The sequence below is a fragment of the Micromonospora sp. C31 genome (assembly GCF_018070575.1).
Classification (GTDB): Bacteria; Actinomycetota; Actinomycetes; order Mycobacteriales; family Micromonosporaceae; genus Micromonospora.
Map to the genome: position 1 here is coordinate 62,102 of NZ_JAGPXN010000008.1, position 25,838 is coordinate 87,939.

Consider the following 25,838-nt stretch of genomic DNA (forward strand, 5'->3'; position numbering starts at 1 on the left):
GCACGCACCTGCTGCCAGACTGGCCCGCGTGACCGCCGCCCCGACCACCCGCCGCCGCGGCTGGCAGCCCCTCGACTCCGCCGCCGGCGGCCTGGCCCTCGACCTCGGCCTGTACGCCGCGTCGGCCGCGTTCGCCGCGATCACCGCCGCCGCGTCCACCCTGGTACCGCACCGCGCCTGGGGCGGCGTCGCCGCCGTCGGATATTTCCTCGCCGCCCTCGCCGCGACCGGCCAACTCCTGGCACACCGCCGCGACCCCGGATCGCCGCTGGCCGGACTGCCGTCCCGCTGGGCGGTCACCGGGTTCGCCTGGTTCGGCACCGCCCTGCTGCCGCTGGCCTGGCAGAGCATCCAACGGTCCGGCGGACGCACCGACCGGGCACAGGAGGAGGTGCTGGTCGTCGAGGAGTCCGGCCAGCGGCTGGTCGACACCGGCACGCCCTACCTCGGCCCCGACGCGATCGCCGCCCTGCCACCCGGCGAGCAACTGCTCGGCTACACCCCCTACCAGCCGGGAATGGCGCTGTTCGGGCTGCCCCGGGCAGCCGTCGACGCCTGGTGGACCGACGCCCGCGTCTGGTTCGCCGTCGGCACCGCGCTGGCGCTCACCCTGGCGGTCCGTGCCCTCACCCGCGGCACCAGCCGGCCCGCCAACGACCACAGCGGCGCCGCCCTCCTCCGGGGCGTACAGGCCGCCACCGTCCTCCCCATCTGCGCACTCACCCTCGCCACCGGCGGCGACGACCTGCCCGTACTCGCGCTCTGCCTGCTCGCCCTCGCCCTCGCCGCCGCCGACCGACCGGGCCGGGCCGGCCTCGCGGTCGGCCTGGCCGGGGCGCTGAAGCTCTTCGCCTGGCCGGTCGCCCTCGTGCTGATCGTCTGGGGCCTGACCCGGCGGGCCGGCCTGCGGGTCGCCGCGGGCGCGATCGGCCTGCCCGCCGCCGCCCTGCTGCCGGCACTGCTCGTCGACCGCGACGCGCTGGTCGAGAACGTGCTCCGCTTCCCCCTCGGGCAGGGCCTGGTCACCAGCCCCGCACAGTCGCCGTTCCCCGGCCACCTGATCGCCACCGCCCTGCCCGCCGGCCGCGCCGTCGCCGTCGCCCTGCTGCTCGCCGCCGGGCTGGCCATCGCCGTCCGGCTCGTCCGCCGCCCGCCACGCACCGCCGTCGCCACCGCCCTGATCTGCGGGTACGGCCTGCTCGCCGCGATCCTGCTGATGCCCACGACCCGCTTCGGCTACCTGCTCTACCCGCTCGCCCTCCTGGCGTGGGCCCCCACCCTGGCCCCCCGGTTTACGCCAACTGGCGGGCGGAGGCCCGCGGCACGGCGTAGACCTGAGGCATGACCACCTACCGCGACCGCGAAGAGGCGGGCCGGGCGCTCGCCGACCGGCTCACCGCGCTCATCGGCGAACCGGACGTCATCGTGCTCGGGCTGGTACGCGGCGGCGTGCCCGTCGCCCGGGTGGTCGCCGAACGTCTCGGCGTGCCCCTGGACGTGCTGGTCGTCCGGAAGCTCGGCATGCCGTGGACGCCCGAGGTGGCCTTCGGCGCGCTCGGCCCCGACGACGTGCGGGTCCTCAACGACGCCGTGGCCAGCGGGCTCACGGAGGACGACGTCGCCGAGGTCGTCCGCCGTGAGCAGGCCGAACTGGAACGCCGCGAGCGGCTCTACCGCGCCGGCCGGCCGCCACTCGACCTGACCGGGCGCACCGCCGTGATCGTCGACGACGGCCTGGCCACCGGGGCCACCGCCCGCGCCGCCGTCCAGGTCGCCCGCCACCTCGGCGCCCGCCGGGTCGTGGTCGCCGTCCCGGTCGGCTCGCAGGAGGCGTACGAGATGCTGGCCGCCGAGGCCGACCAGGTCGTCTGCGCCCAGCACCCGCCGGAGTTCATGGCGGTCAGCGCCTACTACGAGGACTTCCACGAGCTTTCCGACTCCGAAGTCACGGAAGCGCTCACCGCGACCGCATGACCGAAGCGGGTACGGTCGGAGGATGAGCATGAAGTGTCCCAAGTGTCACGGGGAAATGCGCCAGTACGAGCGCAGCGGCGTCGTCATCGACCAGTGCGGCGAGTGCCGGGGGATCTTCCTCGACCGCGGCGAGCTGGAGAAGCTGTTCGAGGCGGAGGCCAACTGGAGCCGCCAGCAGGGCGGGGCAGCCCCGGCGCAGCCCACCCAGCAGGGCGGCTACCCCGGTCAGCCGAGCCACCAGCAGGGCGGCTACCCGCCGCCACCACCGCCGCCCGCCCCCGCCCCGCACCAGCCGGGCTACGGCGCCGTCCCACCGCCGCCCCCGCCGACGCACGGCTACCCGCCGGCCCCCGCGTACGGGCACGGCCAGCAGCACCACGGCTACCACGGCCACTACAAGCGCAAGAAGCACAAGAGCTTCCTGGACGAGATGTTCGGCTGAGCCACCCCGTCGACCGGGCCGGCGCACCTCGACCGGCCCGGTCACCATGTTCCGCGCGCTCCCGCCGCTGTCCGCCGTGCCGGCCGACGGCAGCCGTGCGACGCTGCCCCCATGACGCCGCACACGCTGCACCACCCGCTGGCGCAGGCGTACGACGGGATCACCCGGGTCGTCGCCGACCTCGACGACGCCGCCCTGCAACGGCCCACCCGGTGCCGGGGCTGGCTCGTCGCGGACCTGCTCCTCCACGTGCTCTGCGACGCGCAGCGGGCCCTGGTCGCCCTGGCCAGCCCCGCCGAGGGTCCACCCGACGTGGACGACGTCGGCTACTGGCGCGCGTTCTCGCCCGGCACTGACGACGACGGCGGCGACGCGCGACACGCCTGGTGGGTCCGCCGCTCCGCCGTCGCCTTCGACCGCCCCGGCGGGATCGTCCGGCTCTGGACCGACACCGCCCCCGCCGCCGTACGCGCCGCGGGTGCGGCCGATCCCGACGGCCACGTCACCACCCGGGGGCACGTGCTGCGGGTGCCGGACCTGCTCGCCACGCTGACCACCGAGGCCGTCGTGCACCACCTGGACCTGGTGCTCGACCTGCCCGACGCGCCCCTGCCCGGTGCGCTCGCGACGGGCGTCGCCGTGGCCACCATCGACGGCCTGCTCAGCGACGACGCCGTCCGACCGGCCGCGTGGAGTGACGCCGACTACCTGCTGAAGGCGACCGGGCGGGGACCGCTGACCGACCGCGACCAGCTCGAACTCGGCGAGGTCGCCGGCTGGTTCCCGCTGTTGGGCTGACCGGTTCCGCTGTCGGGCTGACCGGCGCGACCGTGCTCAGACGATGGCCATGTCCACGAAGCGCGACAGGTGCAGCTGCGCGGCCACCGTCACCGTGTCGGTCGGACCATTTCTGTGCTTGGCGACAATGAAATCCGCCTCCCCGGCCCGCGGCGACTCCTTGTCGTAGTAGTCGTCGCGGTGCAACAGGATGACGACGTCCGCATCCTGCTCGATCGAGTTGTGGGTGGCGATGCCGTTGGCGATGAAGTTGTGTGTACCGAGGACGGTGGCGTCGAAGACGTCATGGCTGCCGAGTGACTCGATCGACACGATCTCATCCCAGAAGATGTCGTTCGTAGCGTGAAGGTCGAGGTCGGCGGCGTCGAGGACCGAAGCGATCTTCGCAAGCCTGGATCGACTTGGTGCGTGCTTCCACAACGTGCTGCCACAGAACTGGGAGTCGATCGCCGCGGCGAACTCGCGGTGGGTCATGCCGTTCTCCGCCAGGATCTCCCGGACCCGTCCCCACACCTCTCGCGGCACCGTGTCCACGTTGGTGTTGCTGCGCATCGCCGTGAGCGATGTGAGCAGCTCGGCGCAGTTGAGCGCCCTGTCCCCGTGCACGCCGATCTCCCGGAGGAACCGCAACTGGTCGTCCCGTCCGGAAACGTCCAGCGTGTACTGAGGTCGGTGACGTTCGACCGGCACCACTTTGATCCGAGCGGTGATGCCGTATCGCAACAGCAGCCGGGATATGTCCTCCAGCATCCGGCGGCTTGTCGACGAGAAGTATATGCGGCCACCGCGGCCGGACTTGTTCACGGTCACCGAGCCGTCCGTGGCCCACAGGTGCCGGAGGAAGAGGATGATCTGCTCCTTCGGCATGCCAAAGACCGGCGCCGGGATGAACTTCTCATGCGGCCGCAGGCCGAACAGTCCCAGACCGTCCAACCACTCGGCGATCGGATTGCGCCCGCCGCGAGCGAGACGGTAGGGAGCGGGAAGCCGCAGGGTGGTGACCCTGGCCGCCTCGTAGTCGTCACGGATGGCGGTGATGCCGAAATGTTTGGCGGCCTCCGCCACTGCCTGCAGATTGCCTTCGTCGCGGCTCGCGTACCGAATGGGCTGCCGGCGCACGAACGAGCCGTCGCCCAGCAGGTGCGCCAGCAGGACGACCTCCGGCTCCGCCCACGGTCGGATCGTGAGTGGAGGCGGAACGTGCCGGGGGGTGGCGAGACGCGTTCCCGGCGCCAACTCCCCGAGCGGCAGCCATCCGGCAAAGGTGAGAAACGGATGGTTCGACGTCGCGTCGATCTGCTTACCCGAGGCCAGCTTCATGCGGAACACCTCCCGATTGCCGCTCGGGAAGACATGGGTCATCGTTCGCGGGGTGTAGCGCAGGGTCTCGTCGAGCGCCCATACCGGAACGTCCTTGGCTCCGTCGGCGAGCAACTCGCCGAGGGTCACTTCGGAGTTGTTGTCGGCCCGGATCAACCGGGTCTCCGCCGTCAGGCAGCCCGATTCGCGCAAATCGGACAATTGCGGTCGCTTGTCGGTGCGCTGCTCCGGACCACGGTTCAGCTGACTCACCGCGATCACCGGGCACTCGACCTCCTTGGCCAGCAGCTTCAGGCCACGGGAGAGGTCGGCGACCTCCTGCTGCCGGCTCTCGGTGCGCTTCGGGGAGGTCATCAGCTGGAGATAGTCGACCACGATCAGCTTGAGGTCGTGCCGCTGCTTGAGCCGGCGGGCCTTGGCCCGGATCTCCATCAGGTTCATGCTCGGCGTGTCGTCGACGAAGAGCGGCGCCTCGCTGATCTCGCCCATGCAGCGGGCGAGCTTGGTCCAGTCGTCGTCGGAGAGCTGGCCGCTGCGCAGGACGTGCAGGGGCACGCGCGCCTCGGCCGACAGCAGTCGCATGACGATCTCGACCTTGCTCATTTCCAGCGAGAAGATCGCCGCCGCCTGGTTGGCTCTGATCGCGGCGTTGCGAGCGAAGTCCATGCTCGCGGTGCTGTTGTGTGTCGGGATCATCGCCCGGCCGGCGAGGTACAGGTGGTCGGAATTGTCCACCGTGACGCACCGGACCGGCACGCTCGGAACCGCTCGGACGTCGACAATGAAGCGGCTGTCCGTGCGGGAGTTGCTCTCGCCACGACGCCGCAACCGGTGCACCTCCCGTTTGCGCGGCAGGCGGAAGACCTCGTCCCTGGCCGTGAAGGTGAGGTCGAAGGCGATCGAGCTCTCCGCGGTGCGCCCCTTGACGGTCCTTCGCGCGACCGAGCAGCGGTACCCGAGGCTGACGACCAGCTCGTGCACGTCTTCGGCGAGGCGGGGCGAGGTCGTGGTGAACTGCACGTTCCCGCTGACGGTCACGGTGCCGTCGGTGTCGAGCAGCCCGGCCAGCAACGCTCGCCGCTGCGCCTCCGAGGCCCGCAGGTACGCGGTGGGGATGTGCTTGTCGCCCAGCACTCCCGCCGCGCGCAGATAGCCGAGGAAGGTTCCGTACCGGCTGTGGCAGTCACGGCACCCGCGGCTTGCGTTCCAGGCCCCGGCGCCCACCGCCCCGCAGTGCGCGCAACCTTCGCGCCGCGCCTCGGGGACGAGCCCCTTCGACCGGCCGCCGCACGACTGGCCGCAGGTGTGGACCGCCGGGCCGCGAGGGGTGAGGACCGCGTGGCAGACGACACATTCACGGGCCGCGATCACGGGCAGCCGAGGCGGACGGACGGTGTAGACCATCGGCCCCGAAGGTCGAACCTCGAAACCGTCGGACTCGATCAAGGCCAGGATCTCCGGGTCGACGGTGGTGACCCTTCCCGCCGCCGTGTGGCCGTCACCCAGCCAGACCCCGAGCGTGTACGGCGCGAGCGGGAGCTCCCGTTCCGGGAGGCGGAGCGCGGCGGCGTTCTCGACCGCATGATTCAGCCGCCGGTCAGCCGTGTCCGTGCGCAGGGTCGCCCGGATCTGCTCCGTCGTCACCACGTCCGGCAACTCCGCCGCCGACAGGCTGTCCGACCACTGCTCGACGCGGGCCGACAGGCGACGGTGGAGGCGCCGGGACGGATAGGCCCTGGCCGGGCGTACGCGTGGGCGCCGGCGCATGACGACGGGCAAGTCGTCGGCGATGTCGTGCGCCACCCGGTGGGCGGTGTGCGTGAACTCCGGACCGAGCACGGCGGCCAGTTCCGCGATCGTGACGTCGTCGCCGGGGGCCGCGCCTGCCGCTGCCTGCCGCAGTCGTCGGACGGCTTCGGGGGACCAGTGGTTGCGCCGGCGGGCCGGGGCAGCGCGGCGACTTGCCCGCGTGGTGGTCTTCCACAGGTGTTCACCGTCGGCGACGATCACCGAACCGTCGGAGAACTCGACCTCGTAGCACGGCCGGTCGTACCGCACCTCGAACGCGGCGGTGACCTTCGTGGGCAGGCCGTCGGCGCCCAGCAACTCGTCGCCGACCTGGACCTCCCCCATCGTGGTCCAACCCGTCGGCGTGGGGAGCGGGGTGTCCAGTGCGAGCGCCTTGCCCAAGCCGGGGCGTCCGGCGACGATCACGAGCTGTCCCGCGTGCAGGCCGTTGAGCAGGCGGTCCAGGTCGGTGAAGCCGGTGGGGACGCCGGTCATCACGCCGCCCTGGGCGCCGACCGCCTCGATCTCGTCCAGCGTCGGCTGGAGCATGTCGGCGAGCACGGCGAAGTCCTCGCTGACGCGGCGCTCCGTGACGTCGTAGACCGCCTGCTGGGCGAGGTCCACGATGTCGTCGACGTCGCGGCTGCCGCCCTGGCTCGTGCCGTAGCCCAGTTGGACGATCTTGGTGCCGGCCTCGACCAGGCGCCGCAGGACCGCCCGCTCGCTGACGATGCGGGCGTAGTACGCCGCATTCGCGGCGGTGGGCACGCTGGCGATCAGCGTGTGCAGGTAGGGAGCGCCGCCGATGCGGACGAGATCGCCGGAGTCGGCCAGGGCCGCCGCCACGGTGATGGAGTCGGCCGGCTCGCCGCGACCGTAGATCTCCAGGATGGTGTCGAAGATGGTGGCGTGCACCGGCCGGTAGAAGTCGTTGGTCTTGAGGATCTCGACGACGTCGGCGATGGCGTCCTTGGACAGCAGCATGCCGCCGAGGACGCACTGCTCGGCGGCGACGTCCTGGGGCGGGGTCTTGTCGAACTGGCCGTCGCGCTGCGGCGGTGGGGACGCCTGCCCCCCGCCCGATCGCGACTCCGCCCGCATGTCGTCGGTGACCGACACGGGTTCCCCCTCCACTGCGTCGGATCCGGATTCAGCCCTACCGTCGAGGTACGACGACCTCGACCTGCCGGTCGATCGGGGGTCATCGCACGGCCGGTCGGGGGCCAACCATACGGAACCCGAGGTCAGCCGCTCAACCACGACGGTGGACGAGCCTCGGGACAACCTGTGGACGCCGGTGGACGAGCTGTGCGCAGGGTGTGCACAGCCTGTGGACAACGGCTGGGGAATTCTCGGGCGCAGAGCGCTGAGCTGCGGAAACGTAATCCCCAGCCTGTGGATAGCAAGTTTTCGGTCGAACTGCGCGATCGAACGTCCCGTACTATCTCCAGCGAACGGCTACACCTGGACAGCGGATTGCGCCATCGGTTGAGAAGGGTCACGCTCCGGCCGTGAGTTACCGGGACTGGGGACGCGGAGAGAGTGCTCCGCGCGAGCGACGGCCGGTCGCCCCCTGGGACGATCCCGCCGACCCCGCACCGGCCGATCCCCACGAGCGCGCCCCCGCTCGGCACCGCACGCCGAGTCGCCGCCGGGCCGCCGAACGCGGCCAGCGGGAGCCGGTCGACAGCTACCTGCCGCGTTGGGCGCTCGAGTCGGGCGTACGCAGCGCGGACGGCAGCGGCCGGCACGCCGCGCCCGACGACGAGGCGCGGGCCGGGGCCGACCATCCGTCTTCCGGTGCCGCCTGGCGGGCCACCGAGACCACGAGCAGTTGGCGTCGGGTCAGCGAGACGAGCTGGCGTGCGGCGTCGGCGCCCGGCACGGCCCCCGAGTCGGAGTCGGAGTCGGAGCACACCGGGGAGTGGACGTTCGACCACCTGCGGGAGCGGGGCTACTCCGGGCGCCGGCGGGCCGAGGACGACCCCGTCTCGGGGGCGGCGCCGCCGAGCCGGCCGAGGCGCTCGCCGTCGCATCGGCCGCAGGTCGTCTGGTCGGGGCTGGAGGAGGCGGAGGCGTCCGGCCCCGTACCGGACCGGGAGGCCCGCCGGGGTCGGTGGGCGCCGGAGGATCGACCTGCTGTCGATCCCTGGGACCGGGGGGCTCGTCCCGCCGCGTCCGAGCTCCCGCCCTCCCGTCCGCCGGCCGTCGATGCGTGGGACGCCTCGGGTGTGCACGCGTGGCGTCCGCCCGGTGAGGTCGACCGTTGGGAACACGCGGGCACGGGCCGGTGGGACGAAACCGACGGCACCGGCCGGTGGCAGGGGTCCGACGGCACGGGCCGGTGGGAGCGGTACGCCGACACCGGCGGATGGGACCGGACCGCGCCGGGCTCCGGCACCGAGGAGGGCTGGTCCTGGCCGGGGCGGGACGACCGCGACGAGGGCTTCTGGTCGGGCATCCGGCTGGCGGACGACGATCCCCGGTGGACGGGTCCGCCGGTGTCGGCGCCCCGGTCACCGGTGGCGCCCTACACCGCACCGCGTCCGGCACCGGGTCGGCGGGTGACGGAGCCGTTCGGTGCCCCGAGGGCGGCGGAGCTGTTCGGTGCCCCGAGGGCGGCGAGGCCGGCCGTACGCCGTCCGGCGGGGACCGCCGGGGCGGGGGCCCGCAGCCGGCGCATCGAGGACGACCTGCTCGATCCCGATCCGGGCGGGCCGTGGCGGTCGCTGCTCTACACGCTCGCCTGCTATCTGGCGCCGGCGGTGCTGATCTTCGTGTGGTTGCTGACGCTGGACGGGCAGGTGCCGGCGGGGTGCGTCACGGACATCAGCGGAGGGGGTTGCGACTCGCCGAGGTCGCGGGCGCTGGGCTCGCTGGTGTCGGGCCTGCCGCGCTTCGGGTTGGCACTGGCCAGCAGCCTGGTCGTGGCGCTGCTGCTGCGCCGGGTCGGGACGACGTGGCGTTCGGCAAGCGTCGCGCTGGCGGCGGCCGTGGTCGGCGGTGGCCTGTCGACGGTGATGATCAGCGCGGTGACCGGTCAGCCGATCGGCTGACCCGCCGGTGGAAGGTCACGGGGCCGCCCGAGGTCTACCAGGTCAACCTCGTCGGCCTACGGCGGAACAGGGCCCGCACCGGTCGGTGCGGGCCCTGTCGCGTGGTGCTGGGATGAGGTGTCAGCCCTGGACGACGTTGAGGTCGAACTTGGCGGTCACCTCGGGGTGCAGCTTGATCTGCACCGGGTAGGAGCCGGTCGACTTGATGGGACCGGACACCTCCAGCCGACGACGGTCGAGGACCGGACCACCGGCGGCCTTGACGGCGTCGACGATCTCGGCCGGGGTGACCGAGCCGAAGAGCCGGCCGCCGTCACCGGCGCGGGCCTTCAGGCTGACCTTGAGGCCCTCGAGCTGGCCCTTGACCTCGTTGGCGTGGCCGAGGTCGCGGATCTCCCGGGCCGAACGGGCCCGCTTGATGACCGTGACCTGCTTCTCCGCACCCTTGGTCCAGGCGATCGCGAAGCCCTGCGGCAGCAGGTAGTTACGGCCGTAGCCGTTCTTGACCTCGACGATGTCGCCCGGGGCACCGAGGCCGGACACCTCCTGAGTCAGGATGATCTTCATATCGGTGCCCCCTCTCAGCGGGCCGTGGCCGTGTACGGCAGGAGCGCCATCTCACGGGCGTTCTTGACCGCACGGGCGATCTGCCGCTGCTGCTGCGAGGTGACGCCGGTCACCCGCCGAGCGCGGATCTTGCCGCGGTCGGAGATGAACTTGCGCAGCAGCGCGGTGTCCTTGTAATCGATGTAGGTGATCCCGTCCTTGTCGAGCGGGTTCACCTTCTTCTTCGGTTTGCGAAGTGCAGCGGCCTTGGCCATTGCTCGTGCTCCTGGTTTGCGATCGCGGGCGCTCGGCGCCATTAGAACGGGGGCTCCTCGTCGAAGTTGCCGCCACCCGAACCACCGCGCGAGGGTGCCGGTGCAGCCGAGGCCCAGGGGTCGTCGAAGTTGCCTCCGCCGCCGCCCTGGTTACCTCCACCACCACCGCCGCCGAAGCCGCCGCCACCGCCGCCGGAGCGGGACATCTTCTGCACCTTCGCCGTGGCGTAGCGCAGCGACGGGCCGATCTCGTCGACCTCGAGCTCGATGACGGTGCGCTTCTCGCCCTCGCGCGTCTCGTACGACCGCTGACGCAGCCGGCCCGAGACGATCACGCGGGCGCCCCGCTGGAGCGACTCGGCGACGTGCTCCGCCGCCTGCCGCCACACGGTGCACGCCAGGAAGAGCGGCTCGCCGTCCTTCCACTCGCCGGAGGCCTTGTCCATGAACCGGGGCGTCGAAGCGACCCGGAACTTGGCGACCGCCGCACCGGAGGGGGTGAACCGCAACTCGGGGTCATCGGTCAGGTTGCCGATGACCGTGATGGTGGTGTCTCCTGCCATGACCATCTCCTCGCGCACTCATCTGTTCTGCCGTACAGGCTCTCAGAGCCCTCCGACAGCGCCGATGAGGCTGATCCGGGTGAACCGGGTTGAATGCTTTTAGCGCATCTCCGGCCGGATGACCTTGGTGCGCAGCACGGACTCGTTGAGCCGCAGCTGACGGTCCAGCTCGGCCACCGCTGCGGGCGTCGCCTGCAGGTCGACGACGGCGTAGATGCCTTCGGCCTTCTTGTTGATCTCGTACGCGAGGCGCCGGCGGCCCCACACGTCGGTCTTCTCCACCGAGCCACCCGCGGTCCGGATCACGTTCAGGTACGTGTCGAGCGACGGGGCGACGGTGCGCTCCTCGAGACTGGGGTCGAGGATCACCATTACTTCGTAATGACGCAAGACGTGCTCACCTCCTGTGGGCTAAGCGGCCACGGTCCTTCCGTGGCAGGAGGTCTGCGTCGCGGCCCACGCCGGTTCCGGGGGAACCCGGCCGGACGCGGACAACCGGACCAGGATACCCGGTCCCGACGATCATGCCCGGGGTGGTCGCGGGGGCCCGCTCGCCGGGCAGGGCGACGGGGGCCCGCCTCGACGTCGCTGTCGATGCGAGCCCCCGTGCACGAGGCCGCGGGGCGTCCCGTCCGCATTCCTTGGGTGGGACCTGGGGAGGAACGACCACACCGATGAGGTTGGACCGGGGACGCCCCGCGGAGCTTTATCGTGTTGTTACCTGACGTTACAACGGCTCTTGCACCTTGTCGGGGTAAATGGCGGAATTCTCCGACAAATTTCCCGGCGTGTTCCGCTTCCGTCAGGGCGGGGCTCCCGCCGCGCCGGGCCGCACGACGGGAGTGCCCCTGCTCTCGGGCGGGTTCACGCGGACGGTCGGCGAGGCCGTCCGGCGGCCGATCCGGGCCGGCTGCGGTAACCGTGGATCCCACCCGCAACAACGACCGCCGCCGCCGGGAGGTGACGCGTGGGTCGGCGAGTCCGTCACCGCCGTCAACCCGGCTGTCGGGGACGCGACGTAGGCTCCCGTGCATGCGTATCGGAGCCCACGTCGATTCGACCGACCCGATGGCGGAGGCGACCGCCCGAGGGGCCGAGGCCGTGCAGTTCTTCCTCTCCGACCCGCAGGGGTGGAAGGCACCGCAGCCGCGGGAGGACGCGGACCGGCTGCGCGCCGCGGACGTCGACCTCTACGTGCACGCGCCGTACGTCATCAACGTCGCGACCCTCAACAACCGGATCCGGATCCCCAGCCGCAAGCTGCTGCTCGGGCACGCCAGGGCGGCCGCCGCCATCGGCGCGAAGGGGCTGATCGTGCACGGCGGGCACGTCAACGCCGGCGACGACCTGGCCGTCGGGTTCGACAACTGGCGCAAGACCTTCGCGTACGCGGCGGACTCCGGCGGCTTCGACCTGCCGGTCCTGATCGAGAACACCGCCGGCGGTGACAACGCCTGCGCCCGGCGACTCGACGCGCTCGCCCGGCTCTGGGACGCCGTGGGCGACCACGAGGTTGGCTTCTGCCTGGACACCTGCCACGCGCACGCCGGCGGCGAGGAGCTGCTCGGGCTGGTCGACCGGGTCAAGGCCATCACCGGACGGATCGACCTGGTGCACGCCAACAACTCCAAGGGCGCGTTCAACTCCGGCCAGGACCGGCACGACAACCTCGGCGGCGGCACGATCGATGCGGAGCTGGTGGTGGCGGTGATCCGCGCGGCCGGCGCACCGGTCATCGTCGAGACCCCCGGTGGGGTCGACGGCCAGAGCGCCGACATCGCCTTCCTGCGTGACCGGCTGGGCACGGGGAGCCCGGCGGCATGACGACCGAGCAGTCCGCCGCCGGCGGCCCCCGTCCCGACGCCGCTGCCGGGAACGCCGACACGGCCGGGAAGAAGGACACCGCCGGGAAGACCGGCACGGCCGGTGCCACGCCCGACTCGGCGGCCGGGACCGGCGGGGCCGAGCCCAAGGCTGGGCAGGCCGATCGTGACACCGGCGAAGCCCCACCCGGCGCCGACACGACCCCAGCCACGGCTGGGGCACGAGCCACGGCCGGCGAGGCCGAGAAGATCGACACGACCGAGACCGGCAAGGCCGGGACCGACAAGGCCGGGACCGGCAAGGACGGCACCAAGGCGGGCGGGGCCGACCAGGTCGGACCCAGCACCGGCAGGACCGACACCGAGGCGGACGCGGCCGGCAAGACGGACGCCAAGGACGAGGACGGAGGCGACCAGAAGGAAGAGCCGGACCGGTGGGACGCCTTCGCGTCCGCCCCCGAACCGGTGCCCTCCCGGCTCGGGCGTGCCGCACGGGCGGTCGGTCGCCTGCTGGTCCACGAGTGGACGCTCGCGACGCTCGCGACGCTCGCGTTGGCCGTGCTGCTGACCTGGCCGACGCTGCGCTACCCGCGCCACACCCTGCCGCAGGACTACTGGGACCCCAGCCTCCAGGCGTGGCAGATGGCCTGGTCGGGCCACATCCTGCTGACCAACCCGGCGCAGCTGTGGCAGTCGAACACCTTCTTCCCGGAGCCGTGGAGCTTCGCCTTCTCCGACACCCTGCTCGGGTACGCCCCGGCGGGCATGATCGGCACCGGCCCCGAGGGCGCCGTGCTCCGCTACAACATCATGTTCGTGCTGGCCCACGCGCTCGCCACGCTCGGGGCGTACGCGCTGGCCCGGCAGCTCGGCGCGGGCCGGATCGGCTCCGCGGTGGCCGGGGTGAGCTTCACGTACGCGCCCTGGCTGCTGGCCCAGGCCGGGCACCTGCACGTGATCTCGAACGGCGGCATCCCGCTGGCGCTGGCCATGCTCGCCCGGGGACACGGCTGGTCGCTGCGGCACGGGTACCGTCCGGAACGCCGGCACGACGGCTGGGTCTACGCCGGCTGGCTGGTCGCGGCGTGGCAACTCAGTCTCGGCTTCGGCATCGGGCTGCCGTTCGCGTACTTCCTCGCCGGGACCGTGCTCGTCGCGGCCGTCACCTGGTTCCTGCGACGCTGGGTCGTGCGGCCGGTCAAGCGCCCGTTCGGCCGCCGGCTGCTGATCGCGGACCTGGTCGGCGGTCTGCTCTTCGCCGGCGTCGGCGCGCTGCTGGCCTACCCGTTCTTCACGGTGGCCGAGGCGCACCCGAACGCGAAGCGCTCCATCGGCGACATCGCCATCTTCTCCCCACCGGCGAGCGGCTTCTTCACCGCGCCCGCCGAGTCGCGGGTGTGGGGCGGGCTGCACGAGGGGGCGAGAGCGTTGCTGCCCTGGCACCCGGAGATGACCCTGTTGCCCGGCTTCGTGCTCTACGCGCTCGCCGCCGGGGGGCTCTTCTTCTCGGTCTGGAAGCTGCGCCACCGGCTGCTGCTGCTGGCCGGGGTGGTGGTGACGATGGTGCTCGCCATGGGCACCCGGTTCTTCGACGGCACGTTCACCTACGTGCCGCTGTTCGAGCACCTGCCCGGCTGGAACGGCCTGCGTACGCCGGGTCGGCTGATGCTCTGGACGACGCTGCTGCTCGGGCTGCTCGCGGCGGGCGCGGTCAGCGCGTTCGCCACCCGGGTCCGGGAGATCTCCGCCGAGCGGATCCCCTCCTGGCCGAGCCCGTGGCTGCGGCTGGCCACGCTGCTGCCGCTGGTGCTGGTCATCGGCGAGGGGTTGAACTCCACGCCGCATCCGATCGTGCCGCCCCAGCCGGCCGCGATGCGGACGGTGGACGGGCCGCTGCTGGTGCTGCCCAGCAGCCAGAGCCTCGACCAGCCGGTGATGCTGTGGTCCACGACCAGGTTCCAGGACGTGGTGAACGGGGGAAGCGGCTTCACCCCGCGGCAGCTCGACGACGTACGCCGGGTGACGCTCGCCTTCCCCGACCAGACCAGCGTCGACTACCTGCGCGTCCTCGGGGTCCGCAACGTGCTGCTGATGCGCGACCACATCGCCGGCACGCCGTGGGAGATCACCGTGGACGCGCCGGTCGACGGGCTGGGCATCACCCGCGAGGAGATCGGCGACGTCGTCGTCTACCGCCTCTGACCGGCGTTCTCCCGGCAGTCAGGGTCGCCCCTGGCTGCCGGGAGGAGGGTCAGACGGCGGCGGGCGTCGGCTCGGCGGGTGCCACCCGACGGCGTCTCCAGCGGTCGAGCCAGGGCGCGTCCGGGGCGCCGTCGAGCAGGCCACCGTCCGGATCGTCCGGATAGGTCTTGCGGACCGCGTCCGACCCGGGGTTCAGGATCTCCCGGACGACCAGCACGCAGAGCACGACCACGGTGGCCAGCCGCAGGGTCGACGCCAGCACGAAGACGCCCTCCGGGAAGACCGGCTTGCTCGTCGCCGTACCGAGCAGTTCGCCGTAGAAGGCCACGAAGTAGCAGACCTCGGCCACCTGCCAGGCCAGGAAGGCGCCCCACTTCGGGCGGGCGAGCACCACCAGCGGCAGCAGCCAGAGCACGAACTGCTGCGACCACACCTTGCTGAAGATCAGGAACGCGGCGACCACCAGGAACGCGAGCTGGGCGAGCCGGGGCCGGCGTGGGGCCAGCAGCCCCAGCGCGGCCACCCCGAGGCAGGCCAGCCCGAAGAGGGCGTACGACAGGGTGTTCAGCGTGGGGATGTTGAGGTTCAGCCACTCGAAGGGCCCGAGATCGGCGGGGTTGCTGCTGCCGACCTTGCCGTCCAGGTAGCGGCCGATGTACCAGAGGGTGCCCCAGTCGATGGGCCGGGTCGAGTTCAGCTCGAAGAAGCGGTCCCAGTTCTCCCGGTAGGGAATGGCGACCGGAAGGTTCACCAGCACCAGGGAGACCAGGGCGGCGCCGAAGGCGGTGAGGGCGGCCCGGAGCCGTCCGGCGCGCAGCGCCAGCACCAGGATCGGGCCGAGGATGAACAGCGGCCACATCTTGGCCGCCCCGGCGAGTCCGAGCAGGACGCCGGCCGCCAGGGGTCGGCTGCGGGCCCAGGCGAAGAGACCGAACGCGGCCAGGCCGATGGCGAGCAGGTCCCAGTTGACGGTGGCGGTGAGCATCAGCGCGGGGGCGAGCGCGAAGAGCGCGGCGTCCCATGGTCGGCGGCGGCGCAGGGCGAGGAGCACCGCCACCGTGGCGACGGCCAGCGCGCCGAGCACCAGCGCGTTCAGGTTGTAGAACCACATGGCCTGGTTGAGCCCCGGGTCGTTCTCGCCGAGGGCGTGCACGGGCAGGCCGAGGGCACCCATGAAGTACCCGGTGAGCACCGGATACTCCACGGGGTGGTCCTGGTAGGGGACAGCGCCCTCGTTGAGCCGCTCGGCGTAGTAGAGCGCCAGCACGTCGGTGTAGCAGAACCGGGTGTACTGCACGTTGTTCTGCCAGGCGCCGTCCTGGCAGGGCGACTTCTGCACCCAGTGCAACGCCAGGGTCAGGCAGACCAGGGCCAGGACGATGCGGGTCGCCGTCCAGAACCTGTTCTCCCGCCCGACGGGCCGGTCCAGCGCGACGGCGTGGTCGCCCAGTGGGCCGCCGATCGCGCCGGAGACGCCCCGGACGAAGCCGTCGGAGCGGGACGGATGGTCAGGGGCACCGGCGTCGTCGATGCCTCGCGTCGACTGCGTGCTCATGAAGGTGCATCCTGCCGTACATCGGGGCTCCGCGTCCCCTCCCGCTCACGACACGTCGGTACGCAAAACGCCGACGGCGGCCAGAGCAGGTGCTCCGGCCGCCGTCGGCGTTCGTCGATCAGTCGTTGTCCGGTCTGGGTGTCAGGCTCGGTAGCAGCCCACCGCCGCCGCCGTCCCGGCCGGGGCGCGGGTCGGTCGGGTTGGTGGGGCCACCCGGGGGGCCACCAGGGTTGGTGGGGCCACCCGGGTTGTTGCCGCCCGGCGGGCAGAACAGGCCGAGGGGATCGCAGGGCGGCTGGCCCGAGGGGGGCGGCGGGGGCGGCGGCTCCTCGCCGTTGCCGCTCTTGGGGTCGCCGACGTTGGCCGCAGGCGGGAAGTCCTTCTTGTCCCGATAGAATTCCCCGGTCTTGTGCGCCTTTTCCATGAACTGTTCCCAGATGTCACCCGGAAGGTTGGCACCGCTGACGCGGCGGCCGTCCTTGAGCTTGAGCGGCAGTCGATTCTGCAAGTTACCGACCCAGACGGCGGTGGCGATCTGCGGGGTGTAGCCGATCATCCAGGCGTCGCCGTTTTCCGGACTGTCCGGCTTCTGTTCCCAGGTGCCGGTCTTGGAGGCCGCCTTTCGGCTGTCCTCCAACCGGTGATTGACCTGCGCTGGATACTGCTCGAGCACCGACGTCACGTCGGCGACGACATCTTTGTCGACACGCTGCTTCGGGTTGAGCTTCTCGCTGCCGACCTTCTTCCACTTTCCGGTGATCTCGTCCCGTGCTTCCACCGAGTAGAGGAAGTGGGCCTTGTTGTAGACGCCCTCATTGGCGAAGGTGGCGACGCCGTTGGCGTGGTCCAGGACGGTTACCGGATACTGGCCGTAGCCCACCACGTGGAAGAACGGGTCGGGGGCGATGTCCTTCGGGTCTTCCTTGGTCAGGTCGTAGGCCTTCGCCGGATTGGTGTCCGTTCGCCACATGGTGGTGACGCCGGCGTCGGCAGCCATCTTGATGACCTTGTCCGGCCCGATCTCCTGGGTCACGTGGTAGAAGGGCACGTTGAGCGACTTGAGCGTGGAGACCTTGAGCGTGCAGGAGTCGCCGCACTCCGGGTTGTCAACGCCGGCATTGCTGACCTTGAACTTGGTGCCCTTCGGAGTGAACGCCTTACCCTTCCAGCGCGACTCAAGGGCCTTGCCCTCCTTGAGCGCCGCCGCCAGCGTGTAGATCTTGAAGCTGGAGCCCGGCGAGTGGCCTCCCGAGACGTTGCCGGAGGCGTCGGTGTTCTTGCCGGCGTAGTCGGTTCCCGTGCCGTTGTCGCCGCCGTAGTAGGCGAGCACCCGGCCGTTGTCCGGGTGGATCGCCACTACCGCCGCCATGAGGTTCTTTGGCTGGCCGTTCAGTTTCGAGCCCTTGGTCTTGCGCTGGGCCGTCTCGACCGCCGCCGCCTGGATCTCCGTGTCGATCGTCGTACGGATTCGATAGCCGCCGGACATCAGGGCCTGCGAGCAGAGCTTCTTCTGATCGGTGACCTTCGACTCGTCGTCGACGCAGAGACCCTGGTCCCGCATCTCCTGCTTGACGTAGTTGATCACGTTGCCGTACGGGGTGTTCACGCCGTAGTCGATGCCGGCGCCGGCCTGGCTCGGCTTCTTCAGCGTCTTGGTCGGGTACTCGGCCACGGTGGGAGCCTGCTGCTTGCCGGGGGCGTTCAGCCAGCCCTCAGCGACCATGCCGCTGATGACGTACTCCCAGCGGGACTTGGCGTCGGCGGGGTTGACCGCCGGGTCGTAGCCCTTGTGGCCCGCGTTGGCCTCCGGCTGCTTGATCAGCGCGGCGAGGACCGCGCCCTCGGCCACGCTCAGCTTGTTCGCCGGTTTACCGAAGTACGTCTGCGCCGCCGCCTCGATGCCGTGCGCACCCCGCCCGAAGTAGATGATGTTCAGGTAGTGCTGCATGATCTGCGGCTTGGTGTACTCGTCGTTCAGCTTGGAGGCGAGGATCGCCTCCTTGACCTTCCGGGCGTAGGTGTCGTCCTTCAGGTTGTCGAACGCGTTGCGGGCGTACTGCTGAGTGATCGTCGACGCGCCCTGCTTGCTGCCACCGGAGACGTTGTTCCACGCGGCCCGGACGATGCCCTTGTAGTCCACACCCGAGTGCTCGTAGAAGTTGCGGTCCTCGGCGGCCGCGACCGCGTCCTGCACGTGCGTCGGAATCTGGTCGATGGTGACCAGGGTCCGGTTCTGCGTGCCGACCTTCGCGATGATCGTCTTGTTGTCGAACGCGTAGAGAGTGGTCGCCTGCGGCGGCGTGGTGTCCTCGGGAAGCACGACGTTGGTCGAGTAGTAGGTGAAGCCGACGACGCCGAGGCCGGCGAGCATGATGAAGACCGCGAAGCTGGCGATCAACAGGTTCATCCGCTTGCGCTTCTTCGCCCGCGCCGCGCCGGCCGGGTCGCCCGCGCCGCGCGCGCGTCGGCCGGGGCCGGTCGGCCCGCCGGGCCCGCCCGGTCCGCCCGAGACCGGCGAGACGCTCGCCCGCGCCGTGGCCCGGCCGCTGACGCCGCCGACGGCCGCCGGTCCGACGCTGGCCCGCCCGGCCGGGGCGGCGCCCACGGCGGCTGAACCCACCGAGGCGCGTCCGGCCGACCCGCCGGCCGCCGGGGAGACCGGCACCGACGCGCGACCAGCGCCGGGCGCCCGGCCCGCACCGGGCACCGGCGGCACCGGCACGGAGGCCCGGCCCGGTCCCGCCCGGCCCACGGAGGCGGAGCCAACCGAAGCCGAGCCCACCGAGGCCGAACCGGCAGCCGAGCCGTGGCGCGGCGGCACGGCCGCCGACGCCGAACCGGAGCCGGGACGCGGCGGCACGGCCGCCGAGCCGCCGACCGAGGCCCGCCCGGTACCGGCGGCCCGGGGCGTCACCGAGGCGCGGCCCGCGGGTGCCGTACCCTCCTGTGCAGCCGACCAGCCGCCCCCGCGGGCGTCACCGCCGGGGTCGCCGTGCTGGCCCGGAATCTGGGCCCGCCCGCGCGGGGAACTGGGATCGCCGTACGAGTTCATTCCTCACACCCTGCCGTCGCGGTGGGACGCGGCTGCGCCGCCACCGGTTTGCCGTGAGATGGGACACCCGTCGAGGGCGGCACGAGCGTGCCGGTCGACCGGTGCCACTTGCAAATCAATCGGGCCAATCAGACCAACGATCCGTCGGTCTCCCCGGGCGTGCGTACCCTGGCCAGGGTCGGCCGATCGAGCGAAGATCACCGTTGCGCCTCTCGCCTCCGTCGACTGCCCGCACCGTTGCCCGAGGCGGCCGTGCCGCCCACCGCGTCCTGGTCCGGCCCGCCCTCCGGGCTCCCGGTCAGCCCGTCCCGGCCGAGCAGGTACTGCTCGACGAGATGGTTCCAGTCACAGCCGAGACACACCTCCACCACGAAGACCTGGAACTCACGCACCGTCATCGCCAGCACCGGCAACTCGGCCAGTGTCCGGGCCTGGCCGGCGGACTGCCTGAGTTCGTCGCCGTAAATGTAGTGGACGTGGGTCAGGTTCTCGCTCCGGCAGATCGGACACCGCTCGTCGGTCGGCTCGCCGTGGAAGCGGGCGGCGTTCTTCAGGTAGGGCGAGGCGTCGCAGACGTCGTACGTGCCGACCCGGCCCGCGAGGAGTTCACGCAGCACCGCTCGCTTCCGAAGCGAGTAGTCGACCACCTGGCGCTGCGTACGCATGCGGAGAAGGGTACGCGGTCTCGTCGGGCTGGGCGACCACGGTGACTATGCGTGACCGGGGAACCTCGGAGTGGGGATTTGCCCTGATCACGGTGATCCGCTAGCGTGCGATGTATCGGTCCGATACATCGCGGCGGTTACCGCTCCGCGTAGAGGGTACAGAGAGGATGGCCCGTGCTCGAGCTCGCCATCCTCGGCCTCCTGCAGGAGTCTCCGATGCACGGCTACGAACTGCGCAAGGAGCTGACCGCCAAGCTCGGTGCGATCAGGGCGGCGATCAGCTACGGCTCGCTCTACCCGACTTTGCGCCGGTTGCAGGCGGCAGGGTGGATCACCGAGGCCGCCGACCCACCCGCCACCGCCGAGGAAGTTCCCGCGTTGACCAGCCGGCGAGGTCGGGTGGTCTACGAGATCACCGCGGAGGGCAAGGAACGCTTCGCCCAGTTGATCGCACAAACCGGGCCGGAGACGTACGACGACACGGGATTCGGCGTGCACTTCGCGTTCTTCGCCCGGACCGACCAGGCGACCCGACTCCGCATTCTGGAGGGTCGCCGGCGGAAGATCGAGGAACGCCGCGAAGGGCTTCGCGACGTGCTCGGCCGGGCGGCCGAACGCCTCGACGCCTACACGCTGGAACTGCAGCGCCACGGCCTGGACGCCTGTGAGCGCGAGGTCCGCTGGCTGGAGGAGCTCATCGCCAACGAGCGCTCCGGCCGTGCCCCGGCGGTCCCGACAACCGGGACGGCCGGCGGCCGACGAGAAGACAACAGCCCGCCTCCGCCTGGAGAGTCCAGGAAAGAGCGGCCGTGATGAAGAAGAAGGAGGCAGACGCTATGGGCTCCGTCCGCGTCGCCATCGTCGGTGTGGGTAACTGCGCCTCGTCCCTCGTACAGGGCGTGGAGTACTACCGGAACGCCGACCCGAACGACCGCGTCCCGGGTCTCATGCACGTCACCTTCGGCGACTACCACGTCTCGGACGTGCAGTTCGTCGCGGCGTTCGACGTGGACGCCAAGAAGGTGGGCATGGACCTCGCCGAGGCGATCGTCGCCAGCGAGAACAACACCATCAAGCTCTGCGACGTGCCGCCCACCGGCGTCACCGTGCAGCGCGGTCCGACCTTCGACGGCCTGGGCCAGTACTACCGCGAGATCGTCGAGGAGTCCGACGCCAAGCCGGTCGACGTCGCCCAGGCGCTGCGCGACGCGCAGGTCGACGTCGTGGTCTCGTACCTGCCGGTCGGCTCCGAGCAGGCCGACAAGTTCTACGCCCAGGCCGCGATCGACGCCGGCTGCGCCTTCGTCAACGCGCTGCCGGTCTTCATCGCCTCCGACCCGGAGTGGGCGAAGAAGTTCGAGGACGCGGGCCTGCCGATCGTCGGTGACGACATCAAGAGCCAGGTCGGCGCCACCATCGTGCACCGCGCGCTGGCGAAGCTGTTCGAGGACCGGGGCGTCGAGCTGCTGCGCACGTACCAGCTCAACTTCGGCGGCAACATGGACTTCATGAACATGCTGGAGCGCAACCGCCTGGTCTCGAAGAAGATCTCGAAGACCCAGTCGGTCACCTCGCAGATCCCGCACGAGATGAGCAAGAGCGACGTGCACATCGGCCCGTCGGACCACGTGCCGTGGCTGGACGACCGCAAGTGGGCGTACATCCGCCTGGAGGGTCGTTCCTTCGGCGACACCCCGCTCAACGCGGAGCTCAAGCTCGAGGTGTGGGACTCGCCGAACTCGGCCGGTGTCATCATCGACGCCGTCCGCGCCGCGAAGATCGCGCTGGACCGCAAGATCGGCGGCCCGATCCTGTCGGCCTCGTCGTACTTCATGAAGTCCCCGCCGGTGCAGTACGCCGACCACGACGCGCACGCCGCCGTCGAGGCGTTCATCGCCGGCGACGTCGAGCGCTGACGCGCCGACACCAGCACCGCCGAGGGCCGGGTCCGCAGGGACCCGGCCCTCGCCGTGTCCGGCCCTCCCGCAGCCGTACGCGCAACGGGCCACCGCACGGGCTGCTCCTCGCGGGTAGGACCGGCCAGGCATGCGTCTTCGGCAGCGTCCGGGCGGCGACGTCACGGTGGGAATCGGCGCGCGGATCGCCGACGGCGGCTGCCTGCCCGCCGCGGACTGACCCGTCCTGCTCGCGCAGGAATCCGTCCCCGGCCCGACGGGCGGGGGCGGAGGGGGCCCGGGCCGACCGGGCGGGGGCGGAGGGGTGCCGCCGCGTCAGGACCAGGCGCGGCGCAGGGCGACCCCGGCCTCCAACTCCAGCAGCTTCACCTTCCGGTCCAGGCCGCCGCCGAAACCGACCAGCTTGCCGCCGGCGCCGACGATCCGGTGACACGGCACGAGCACCGGGATCGGATTGCGGTTGCAGGCCACCCCGACCGCGCGGGCGGCGCCCGGGTCGCCGAGCCGGCGGGCCACCTCGCCGTAGGTGAGCGTCTCCCCGTACGGGATGCGGGTCATCTCCCGCCAGACGCCCCGTTCGAAGTCGGACCCGCCCGGTGCCGCCAGCGGCACCGCGAAGCCGGTCAGCCCGCCCGCGAAGTACGCCCGCAGCTCCGCCAGCGCCTGTCGGGCCGCCTCGTCGCCCGGCTCCTCGGCGGCGCCGTCGACCCGGCCGAAGTGGGCCCGGCACACGTGGGCGCCGTCGGTGGCGACGGAGAACTCGCCGATCGGGGAGTCGAGCACGGTCCAGCGCATCCCGCCATTGTCCCCGGCGCCCCGACAGGGTCTCCCGGCCGAGGCGCCGGGCGGGCCACGGAGCGCCCGGGCCCTCACGAGGAACCTGTCAGAGCAGGGTGAAGCCGAGCAGCAGGGCACCGGCGCTCAGGCTGGCACCGCCCGCCACGGTCAGCCAGATCAGCTTGTTCGGCTTCGTGTCCCGGGGACGGGCCACGGAGAGGAAGAAGCCGAGCGGCATCAGGATGGGCGCGGCCACGAGCAGGGCGCGGATGAGCGTACGGGTGCCGTCGGACGCGTCGGCCTGGTCGACGTAGGGCAGCACGGCCAGCGCGAAGAGGACGAGCACCCCGGCGTGCGCGTGCCCGGCCGTCCAGAGTCCCCGGCGCACCGGGTTGTCCAGGTAGCCGGCCTTGCGCCGGGTGAGGTGCATGAGCAGGGTCAGCCCGCCGTACGCGATCGTGACGACGGTGATCAGCAGGATGCCGGCGGTGGTCAGGGTTGCCGAGGACACGGGCGCCTCCTTCTTGTCGATGTCAAGATTGACGATCCGCCGGAATCTTGTCAACAGCTAGATTGGCTGCTGCACCGCGTCGGCCGGGCGGCAGAGCTGGCGCTGGTCGACCTCGACGGACGGGAACTGGCGCGGCAGGCCCTCCCCGCGTCGTTGGACGTCAACCTGACCCTGGCGGTCGCGCTCCGCTGAGCGGCCCACGTCAGGGCGGCCCACGTCAGGGCGGCCCGCGTCGCGGTCCCGCTGGGCGGCCCCACGTCGCGTTCCGCCGAGCAGCCACGTCGCGCCCCGCTGGACCAGCGACGCCCGACCGACGTTGCGGGGCACTTATACCGTGCAGGCCGTGGCCACGGGGACGCTGATCTTCCTCATCATCGGCGGCGTGGGCGTCGCGGTTCTGGCGCTCGCCCTGCTCGGCGGCGAGCTGCTGCACTTCGGCAATCCGGATTTCGACGGTCCGGTGTCGGTGGAGGCGGTCGCCGGCTTCACCGGAGCGCTCGGCTTCGGCGCCGCGATCGTCAACGAGCTGATCGGTGGGCGTACCCCCGGCATGATCGCGTTGGCCCTGGCCGGCGGCGTCGTCGCGGCCGTGCCCACCGCGTGGGCCGCGGCCCGGCTGAGCCGGGCCGCCCGCGACATGCGCACCGATCCCACGCCCACCCGCCACCACCTGGTCGGCGCGCTCGGCCTGGTGGTCACCCCGGTGCCCGCCGACGGCTACGGCGAGGTCCGGGTCCGGGTGGCCGGCCAGCCGGTCAAGCTCAACGCCCGCGCCGACCGCCCGATCCCGGTCGGCGCGCAGATCTTCGTGGTCGAGGCGCTCAGCGAAACCAGCGTGCACGTCGAGACCTACTGACCCCCCCTCAGACAAAGAAACAGGACGGTCACATGCCCCTTCTCATCGCCATCGGCGGCGCGGTCCTCCTCGTCCTCGTGCTCGTGCTCTTCGTGCTCTCCAGGATCAAGGTGGCCGGGCCGAACGAGGCGTTCATCGTCACCGGCCGCAAGGGCCGCACCACCCAGACCGCCGACGGCGGCCGGTCGACCGACAACTCCGGGCAGAAGGTCGTGCTGGGGGCGTCCGTCTTCGTCCTGCCCGTGGTGCAGAAGCTCCAGTCACTCGACCTGTCCAGCCGGCGGATCGACGTCGGCATCAAGGGCGCCGTCAGCAAGCAGGGCATCCGCGCCGACCTGCACGGCGTCGCGATCGTCAAGGTCGGCGGCACCGAGGACGCCATCCGCGCCGCCGCTCAGCGCTTCCTGCACCAGCAGGACGAGATCGAGGACTTCACCCGGGAGGTGCTGGCCGGCGCGCTGCGCTCGATCGTCGGCCGGCTCACCGTCGAGGAGGTGATCCGGGACCGGGCGGCGTTCGCCAGCGCGGTCGCCGAGGAGGCCGAGCACTCGATGACCAACCAGGGCCTGGTGCTGGACACCTTCCAGCTCCAGGACATCCTGGCCGAGGGCTCCTACCTCCAGGACCTGGGCCGGCCGGAGGCCGCCCGGGTACTCAAGGACGCGGCCATCGCCGAGGCCCGGGCCCGGCAGCAGGCCGAGCAGGAGCGGCTGCTCGCCGAGGAGGCGATCGCCGAGGCCAACCGGAACCTGTCGCTGAAGCAGGCCGCCATCCAGTCGGAGATCGACGCGGCCAGGGCGAAGTCCGCAGCCGCCGGGCCGCTGGCCCAGGCCGAGCGGGACCAGGCGATCCTCTCCGAGCAGCAGAAGGTCGCCGAGCGCAACGCCGAGCTCAAGCAGCGCCAGCTCGACACCGAGGTGCGCAAGCCCGCCGACGCCGCCCGATACAAGGTGGAGCAGGAGGCCGAGGCGGCCCGCAACGCGGCCGTGCTGAACGCCGACGCGCAGCGCCAGTCCGTCATCGCCGCCGCCCAGGCCTCCGCCGAGCAGGCCCGGCTCACCGGTGAGGGCGAGCGGGCCCGCCGGGCCGCGCTGGCCGAGGCCAACGCGATCGAGGGCGCCAAGGAGGGTGAGGCCGAGCAGCGGCGCCGCTCGGCCATCGCCGAGGCGGTCGAGCGGGAGGGCGCGGCCGAGGCCGCGGCCATCCTGGCCAGGGGTCAGGCCGAGGCCGACGCGATGGCCCGCAAGGCCGAGGCATTCGCGGCGTACGGCGAGGCAGCGGTGCTGGACCTGCTGGTGAAGGTGCTGCCGCAGGTGGTCGAGGCGGCCAGCGCCCCGATCGGCGCGATCGACAAGATGACCGTCATCTCCACCGACGGCGCCTCGTCGCTGACGAAGTCGGTCGCCGGCAACGTGGCCCAGGGGCTCCAGCTCGGCAGTGACCTGACCGGCATCGACCTGGCCGGCCTGCTGTCGAAGCTCGGCTCCGCGGCAGCGACCACCGGCAACGGCAAGCCGCCGGTCGACGGCAACGCCGTCGAGACCCGCTGACACCACCCGCGCAGCGGTCGGACCGCTGAGCGCGACAGGGCGTCGCCCCGGCAGGGACGGCGCCCTTTCCGTGCCGGAGCCGCTGCTTCGGTGCCGGTGGCCGCCCTGTCCGTCGGCCGGATCGACCAGGCCGACCCGGTCGGCCAGATGCCTCGTCCTCCGGCACGGT

The 25,838-nt window shown here is 71.7% G+C and carries 21 protein-coding genes; 11 read left to right on the forward strand and 10 right to left on the reverse strand.

Annotation, left to right across the window (positions count from 1 at the left end; all coding sequences use genetic code 11):
* Positions 1 to 28 precede the first annotated feature (28 nt).
* The 4 genes from KBX06_RS12930 (at position 29) to KBX06_RS12945 (ending at position 3,214) form a co-directional block, all read left to right on the forward strand.
* Positions 29 to 1,345 carry a glycosyltransferase family 87 protein gene (locus KBX06_RS12930; RefSeq protein ID WP_210834751.1) on the forward strand — a complete coding sequence of 439 codons (1,317 nt, stop codon included), beginning with the start codon at positions 29 to 31 and terminating at the stop codon, positions 1,343 to 1,345.
* Positions 1,342 to 1,974: a phosphoribosyltransferase gene (locus tag KBX06_RS12935; protein ID WP_210834752.1), complete on the forward strand. Its 633-nt coding sequence runs from the start codon at positions 1,342 to 1,344 to the stop codon at positions 1,972 to 1,974. The genes KBX06_RS12930 and KBX06_RS12935 overlap by 4 nt, the downstream gene beginning before the upstream one ends.
* A gap of 22 nt (positions 1,975 to 1,996) precedes the next feature.
* Positions 1,997 to 2,416 (forward strand): zf-TFIIB domain-containing protein, encoded by a 420-nt coding sequence (locus KBX06_RS12940; RefSeq protein WP_210834753.1) that lies wholly within the window; start codon positions 1,997 to 1,999, stop codon positions 2,414 to 2,416.
* Positions 2,417 to 2,527: 111 nt separating this feature from the next.
* The gene (locus tag KBX06_RS12945) at positions 2,528 to 3,214 is read left to right on the forward strand and encodes a maleylpyruvate isomerase N-terminal domain-containing protein (RefSeq protein ID WP_210834754.1); all 687 of its coding nucleotides are present in this window, start codon (positions 2,528 to 2,530) and stop codon (positions 3,212 to 3,214) included.
* 36 nt (positions 3,215 to 3,250) lie between these two features.
* Here the strand turns inward: KBX06_RS12945 and KBX06_RS12950 are convergent, their stop codons facing one another.
* Complete coding sequence (locus KBX06_RS12950; protein WP_247685826.1) at positions 3,251 to 7,423, reverse strand: replicative DNA helicase; 4,173 nt, start codon at positions 7,421 to 7,423, stop codon at positions 3,251 to 3,253.
* Between the two features lie 410 nt (positions 7,424 to 7,833).
* On the opposite strand from KBX06_RS12950, the gene KBX06_RS12955 reads away from it, so the two are divergent.
* Positions 7,834 to 9,378: a hypothetical protein gene (locus KBX06_RS12955; RefSeq protein WP_210834756.1), complete on the forward strand. Its 1,545-nt coding sequence runs from the start codon at positions 7,834 to 7,836 to the stop codon at positions 9,376 to 9,378.
* Between the two features lie 120 nt (positions 9,379 to 9,498).
* On the opposite strand, the gene rplI is transcribed toward KBX06_RS12955, so the two are convergent.
* From rplI to rpsF, 4 genes are all read right to left on the reverse strand, one after another.
* Positions 9,499 to 9,945, reverse strand: a complete 447-nt coding sequence (gene rplI / locus KBX06_RS12960) for a 50S ribosomal protein L9 (RefSeq protein WP_210834757.1) — start codon at positions 9,943 to 9,945, stop codon at positions 9,499 to 9,501.
* A gap of 14 nt (positions 9,946 to 9,959) precedes the next feature.
* Positions 9,960 to 10,199, reverse strand: coding sequence for a 30S ribosomal protein S18 (gene rpsR, locus KBX06_RS12965; RefSeq protein ID WP_007073789.1), 240 nt, complete (start codon positions 10,197 to 10,199; stop codon positions 9,960 to 9,962).
* A 41-nt stretch (positions 10,200 to 10,240) separates the two neighbouring features.
* The gene (locus KBX06_RS12970; protein ID WP_210834758.1) at positions 10,241 to 10,780 is read right to left on the reverse strand and encodes a single-stranded DNA-binding protein; all 540 of its coding nucleotides are present in this window, start codon (positions 10,778 to 10,780) and stop codon (positions 10,241 to 10,243) included.
* 81 nt (positions 10,781 to 10,861) lie between these two features.
* A complete protein-coding gene (gene rpsF / locus KBX06_RS12975; RefSeq protein WP_074315517.1) occupies positions 10,862 to 11,152 on the reverse strand; it encodes a 30S ribosomal protein S6 in 291 nt (96 codons plus the stop codon).
* A 642-nt stretch (positions 11,153 to 11,794) separates the two neighbouring features.
* On the opposite strand from rpsF, the gene KBX06_RS12980 reads away from it, so the two are divergent.
* Positions 11,795 to 12,586 (forward strand): deoxyribonuclease IV, encoded by a 792-nt coding sequence (locus tag KBX06_RS12980; protein WP_210834759.1) that lies wholly within the window; start codon positions 11,795 to 11,797, stop codon positions 12,584 to 12,586.
* Positions 12,583 to 14,787, forward strand: coding sequence for a hypothetical protein (locus KBX06_RS12985; RefSeq protein ID WP_210834760.1), 2,205 nt, complete (start codon positions 12,583 to 12,585; stop codon positions 14,785 to 14,787). Before KBX06_RS12980 ends, KBX06_RS12985 begins: the two co-directional genes overlap by 4 nt.
* 49 nt (positions 14,788 to 14,836) lie before the next feature.
* Here KBX06_RS12985 and KBX06_RS12990 read toward each other — a convergent pair whose 3' ends face one another.
* The 3 genes from KBX06_RS12990 to KBX06_RS13000 all read right to left on the reverse strand — a co-directional run bounded on the left by KBX06_RS12990 (position 14,837) and on the right by KBX06_RS13000 (position 20,059).
* Positions 14,837 to 16,342 (reverse strand): glycosyltransferase family 87 protein, encoded by a 1,506-nt coding sequence (locus KBX06_RS12990; RefSeq protein WP_210834761.1) that lies wholly within the window; start codon positions 16,340 to 16,342, stop codon positions 14,837 to 14,839.
* A 118-nt stretch (positions 16,343 to 16,460) separates the two neighbouring features.
* Entirely contained in the window at positions 16,461 to 19,394 is a 2,934-nt protein-coding gene (locus KBX06_RS12995; RefSeq protein ID WP_210834762.1) for a transglycosylase domain-containing protein, read from the reverse strand.
* Positions 19,395 to 19,591: 197 nt separating this feature from the next.
* Positions 19,592 to 20,059, reverse strand: coding sequence for a DUF5318 domain-containing protein (locus KBX06_RS13000; protein WP_210834763.1), 468 nt, complete (start codon positions 20,057 to 20,059; stop codon positions 19,592 to 19,594).
* A 174-nt stretch (positions 20,060 to 20,233) separates the two neighbouring features.
* Between KBX06_RS13000 and KBX06_RS13005 the strand changes: the two genes are divergently transcribed.
* Positions 20,234 to 20,872 (forward strand): PadR family transcriptional regulator, encoded by a 639-nt coding sequence (locus KBX06_RS13005; protein ID WP_210834764.1) that lies wholly within the window; start codon positions 20,234 to 20,236, stop codon positions 20,870 to 20,872.
* A 23-nt stretch (positions 20,873 to 20,895) separates the two neighbouring features.
* Positions 20,896 to 21,975 (forward strand): inositol-3-phosphate synthase, encoded by a 1,080-nt coding sequence (locus tag KBX06_RS13010; protein WP_121397427.1) that lies wholly within the window; start codon positions 20,896 to 20,898, stop codon positions 21,973 to 21,975.
* 315 nt (positions 21,976 to 22,290) lie between these two features.
* Here the strand turns inward: KBX06_RS13010 and KBX06_RS13015 are convergent, their stop codons facing one another.
* Together KBX06_RS13015 and KBX06_RS13020 are read right to left on the reverse strand one after the other, a co-directional pair.
* Positions 22,291 to 22,770, reverse strand: coding sequence for a methylated-DNA--[protein]-cysteine S-methyltransferase (locus KBX06_RS13015; RefSeq protein ID WP_210834765.1), 480 nt, complete (start codon positions 22,768 to 22,770; stop codon positions 22,291 to 22,293).
* 88 nt (positions 22,771 to 22,858) lie between these two features.
* A complete protein-coding gene (locus KBX06_RS13020; protein WP_210834766.1) occupies positions 22,859 to 23,263 on the reverse strand; it encodes a hypothetical protein in 405 nt (134 codons plus the stop codon).
* 334 nt (positions 23,264 to 23,597) lie between these two features.
* Here KBX06_RS13020 and KBX06_RS13025 point away from each other — a divergent pair, with 334 nt between their 5' ends.
* Complete coding sequence (locus KBX06_RS13025) at positions 23,598 to 24,119, forward strand: hypothetical protein (RefSeq protein ID WP_307854611.1); 522 nt, start codon at positions 23,598 to 23,600, stop codon at positions 24,117 to 24,119.
* A gap of 32 nt (positions 24,120 to 24,151) precedes the next feature.
* Entirely contained in the window at positions 24,152 to 25,669 is a 1,518-nt protein-coding gene (locus tag KBX06_RS13030; protein WP_210834768.1) for a flotillin family protein, read from the forward strand.
* Positions 25,670 to 25,838 lie beyond the last annotated feature (169 nt).

Bases quoted from the DNA above. Each gene is read 5' to 3' on its own strand.
- KBX06_RS12990 (WP_210834761.1), bottom strand. From the start codon at position 16,342: ATGAGCACGCAGTCGACGCGAGGCATCGACGACGCCGGTGCCCCTGAC.
- KBX06_RS12950 (WP_247685826.1), bottom strand. From the start codon at position 7,423: ATGCGGGCGGAGTCGCGATCGGGCGGGGGGCAGGCGTCCCCACCGCCG.
- KBX06_RS13015 (WP_210834765.1), bottom strand. From the start codon at position 22,770: ATGCGCTGGACCGTGCTCGACTCCCCGATCGGCGAGTTCTCCGTCGCC.
- KBX06_RS12935 (WP_210834752.1), top strand. From the start codon at position 1,342: ATGACCACCTACCGCGACCGCGAAGAGGCGGGCCGGGCGCTCGCCGAC.
- KBX06_RS12995 (WP_210834762.1), bottom strand. From the start codon at position 19,394: ATGAACTCGTACGGCGATCCCAGTTCCCCGCGCGGGCGGGCCCAGATT.
- rplI (WP_210834757.1), bottom strand. From the start codon at position 9,945: ATGAAGATCATCCTGACTCAGGAGGTGTCCGGCCTCGGTGCCCCGGGC.
- KBX06_RS13000 (WP_210834763.1), bottom strand. From the start codon at position 20,059: ATGCGTACGCAGCGCCAGGTGGTCGACTACTCGCTTCGGAAGCGAGCG.
- KBX06_RS12945 (WP_210834754.1), top strand. From the start codon at position 2,528: ATGACGCCGCACACGCTGCACCACCCGCTGGCGCAGGCGTACGACGGG.
- KBX06_RS13010 (WP_121397427.1), top strand. From the start codon at position 20,896: ATGGGCTCCGTCCGCGTCGCCATCGTCGGTGTGGGTAACTGCGCCTCG.
- KBX06_RS13030 (WP_210834768.1), top strand. From the start codon at position 24,152: ATGCCCCTTCTCATCGCCATCGGCGGCGCGGTCCTCCTCGTCCTCGTG.
- KBX06_RS12940 (WP_210834753.1), top strand. From the start codon at position 1,997: ATGAGCATGAAGTGTCCCAAGTGTCACGGGGAAATGCGCCAGTACGAG.
- KBX06_RS12980 (WP_210834759.1), top strand. From the start codon at position 11,795: ATGCGTATCGGAGCCCACGTCGATTCGACCGACCCGATGGCGGAGGCG.
- KBX06_RS12985 (WP_210834760.1), top strand. From the start codon at position 12,583: ATGACGACCGAGCAGTCCGCCGCCGGCGGCCCCCGTCCCGACGCCGCT.
- rpsR (WP_007073789.1), bottom strand. From the start codon at position 10,199: ATGGCCAAGGCCGCTGCACTTCGCAAACCGAAGAAGAAGGTGAACCCG.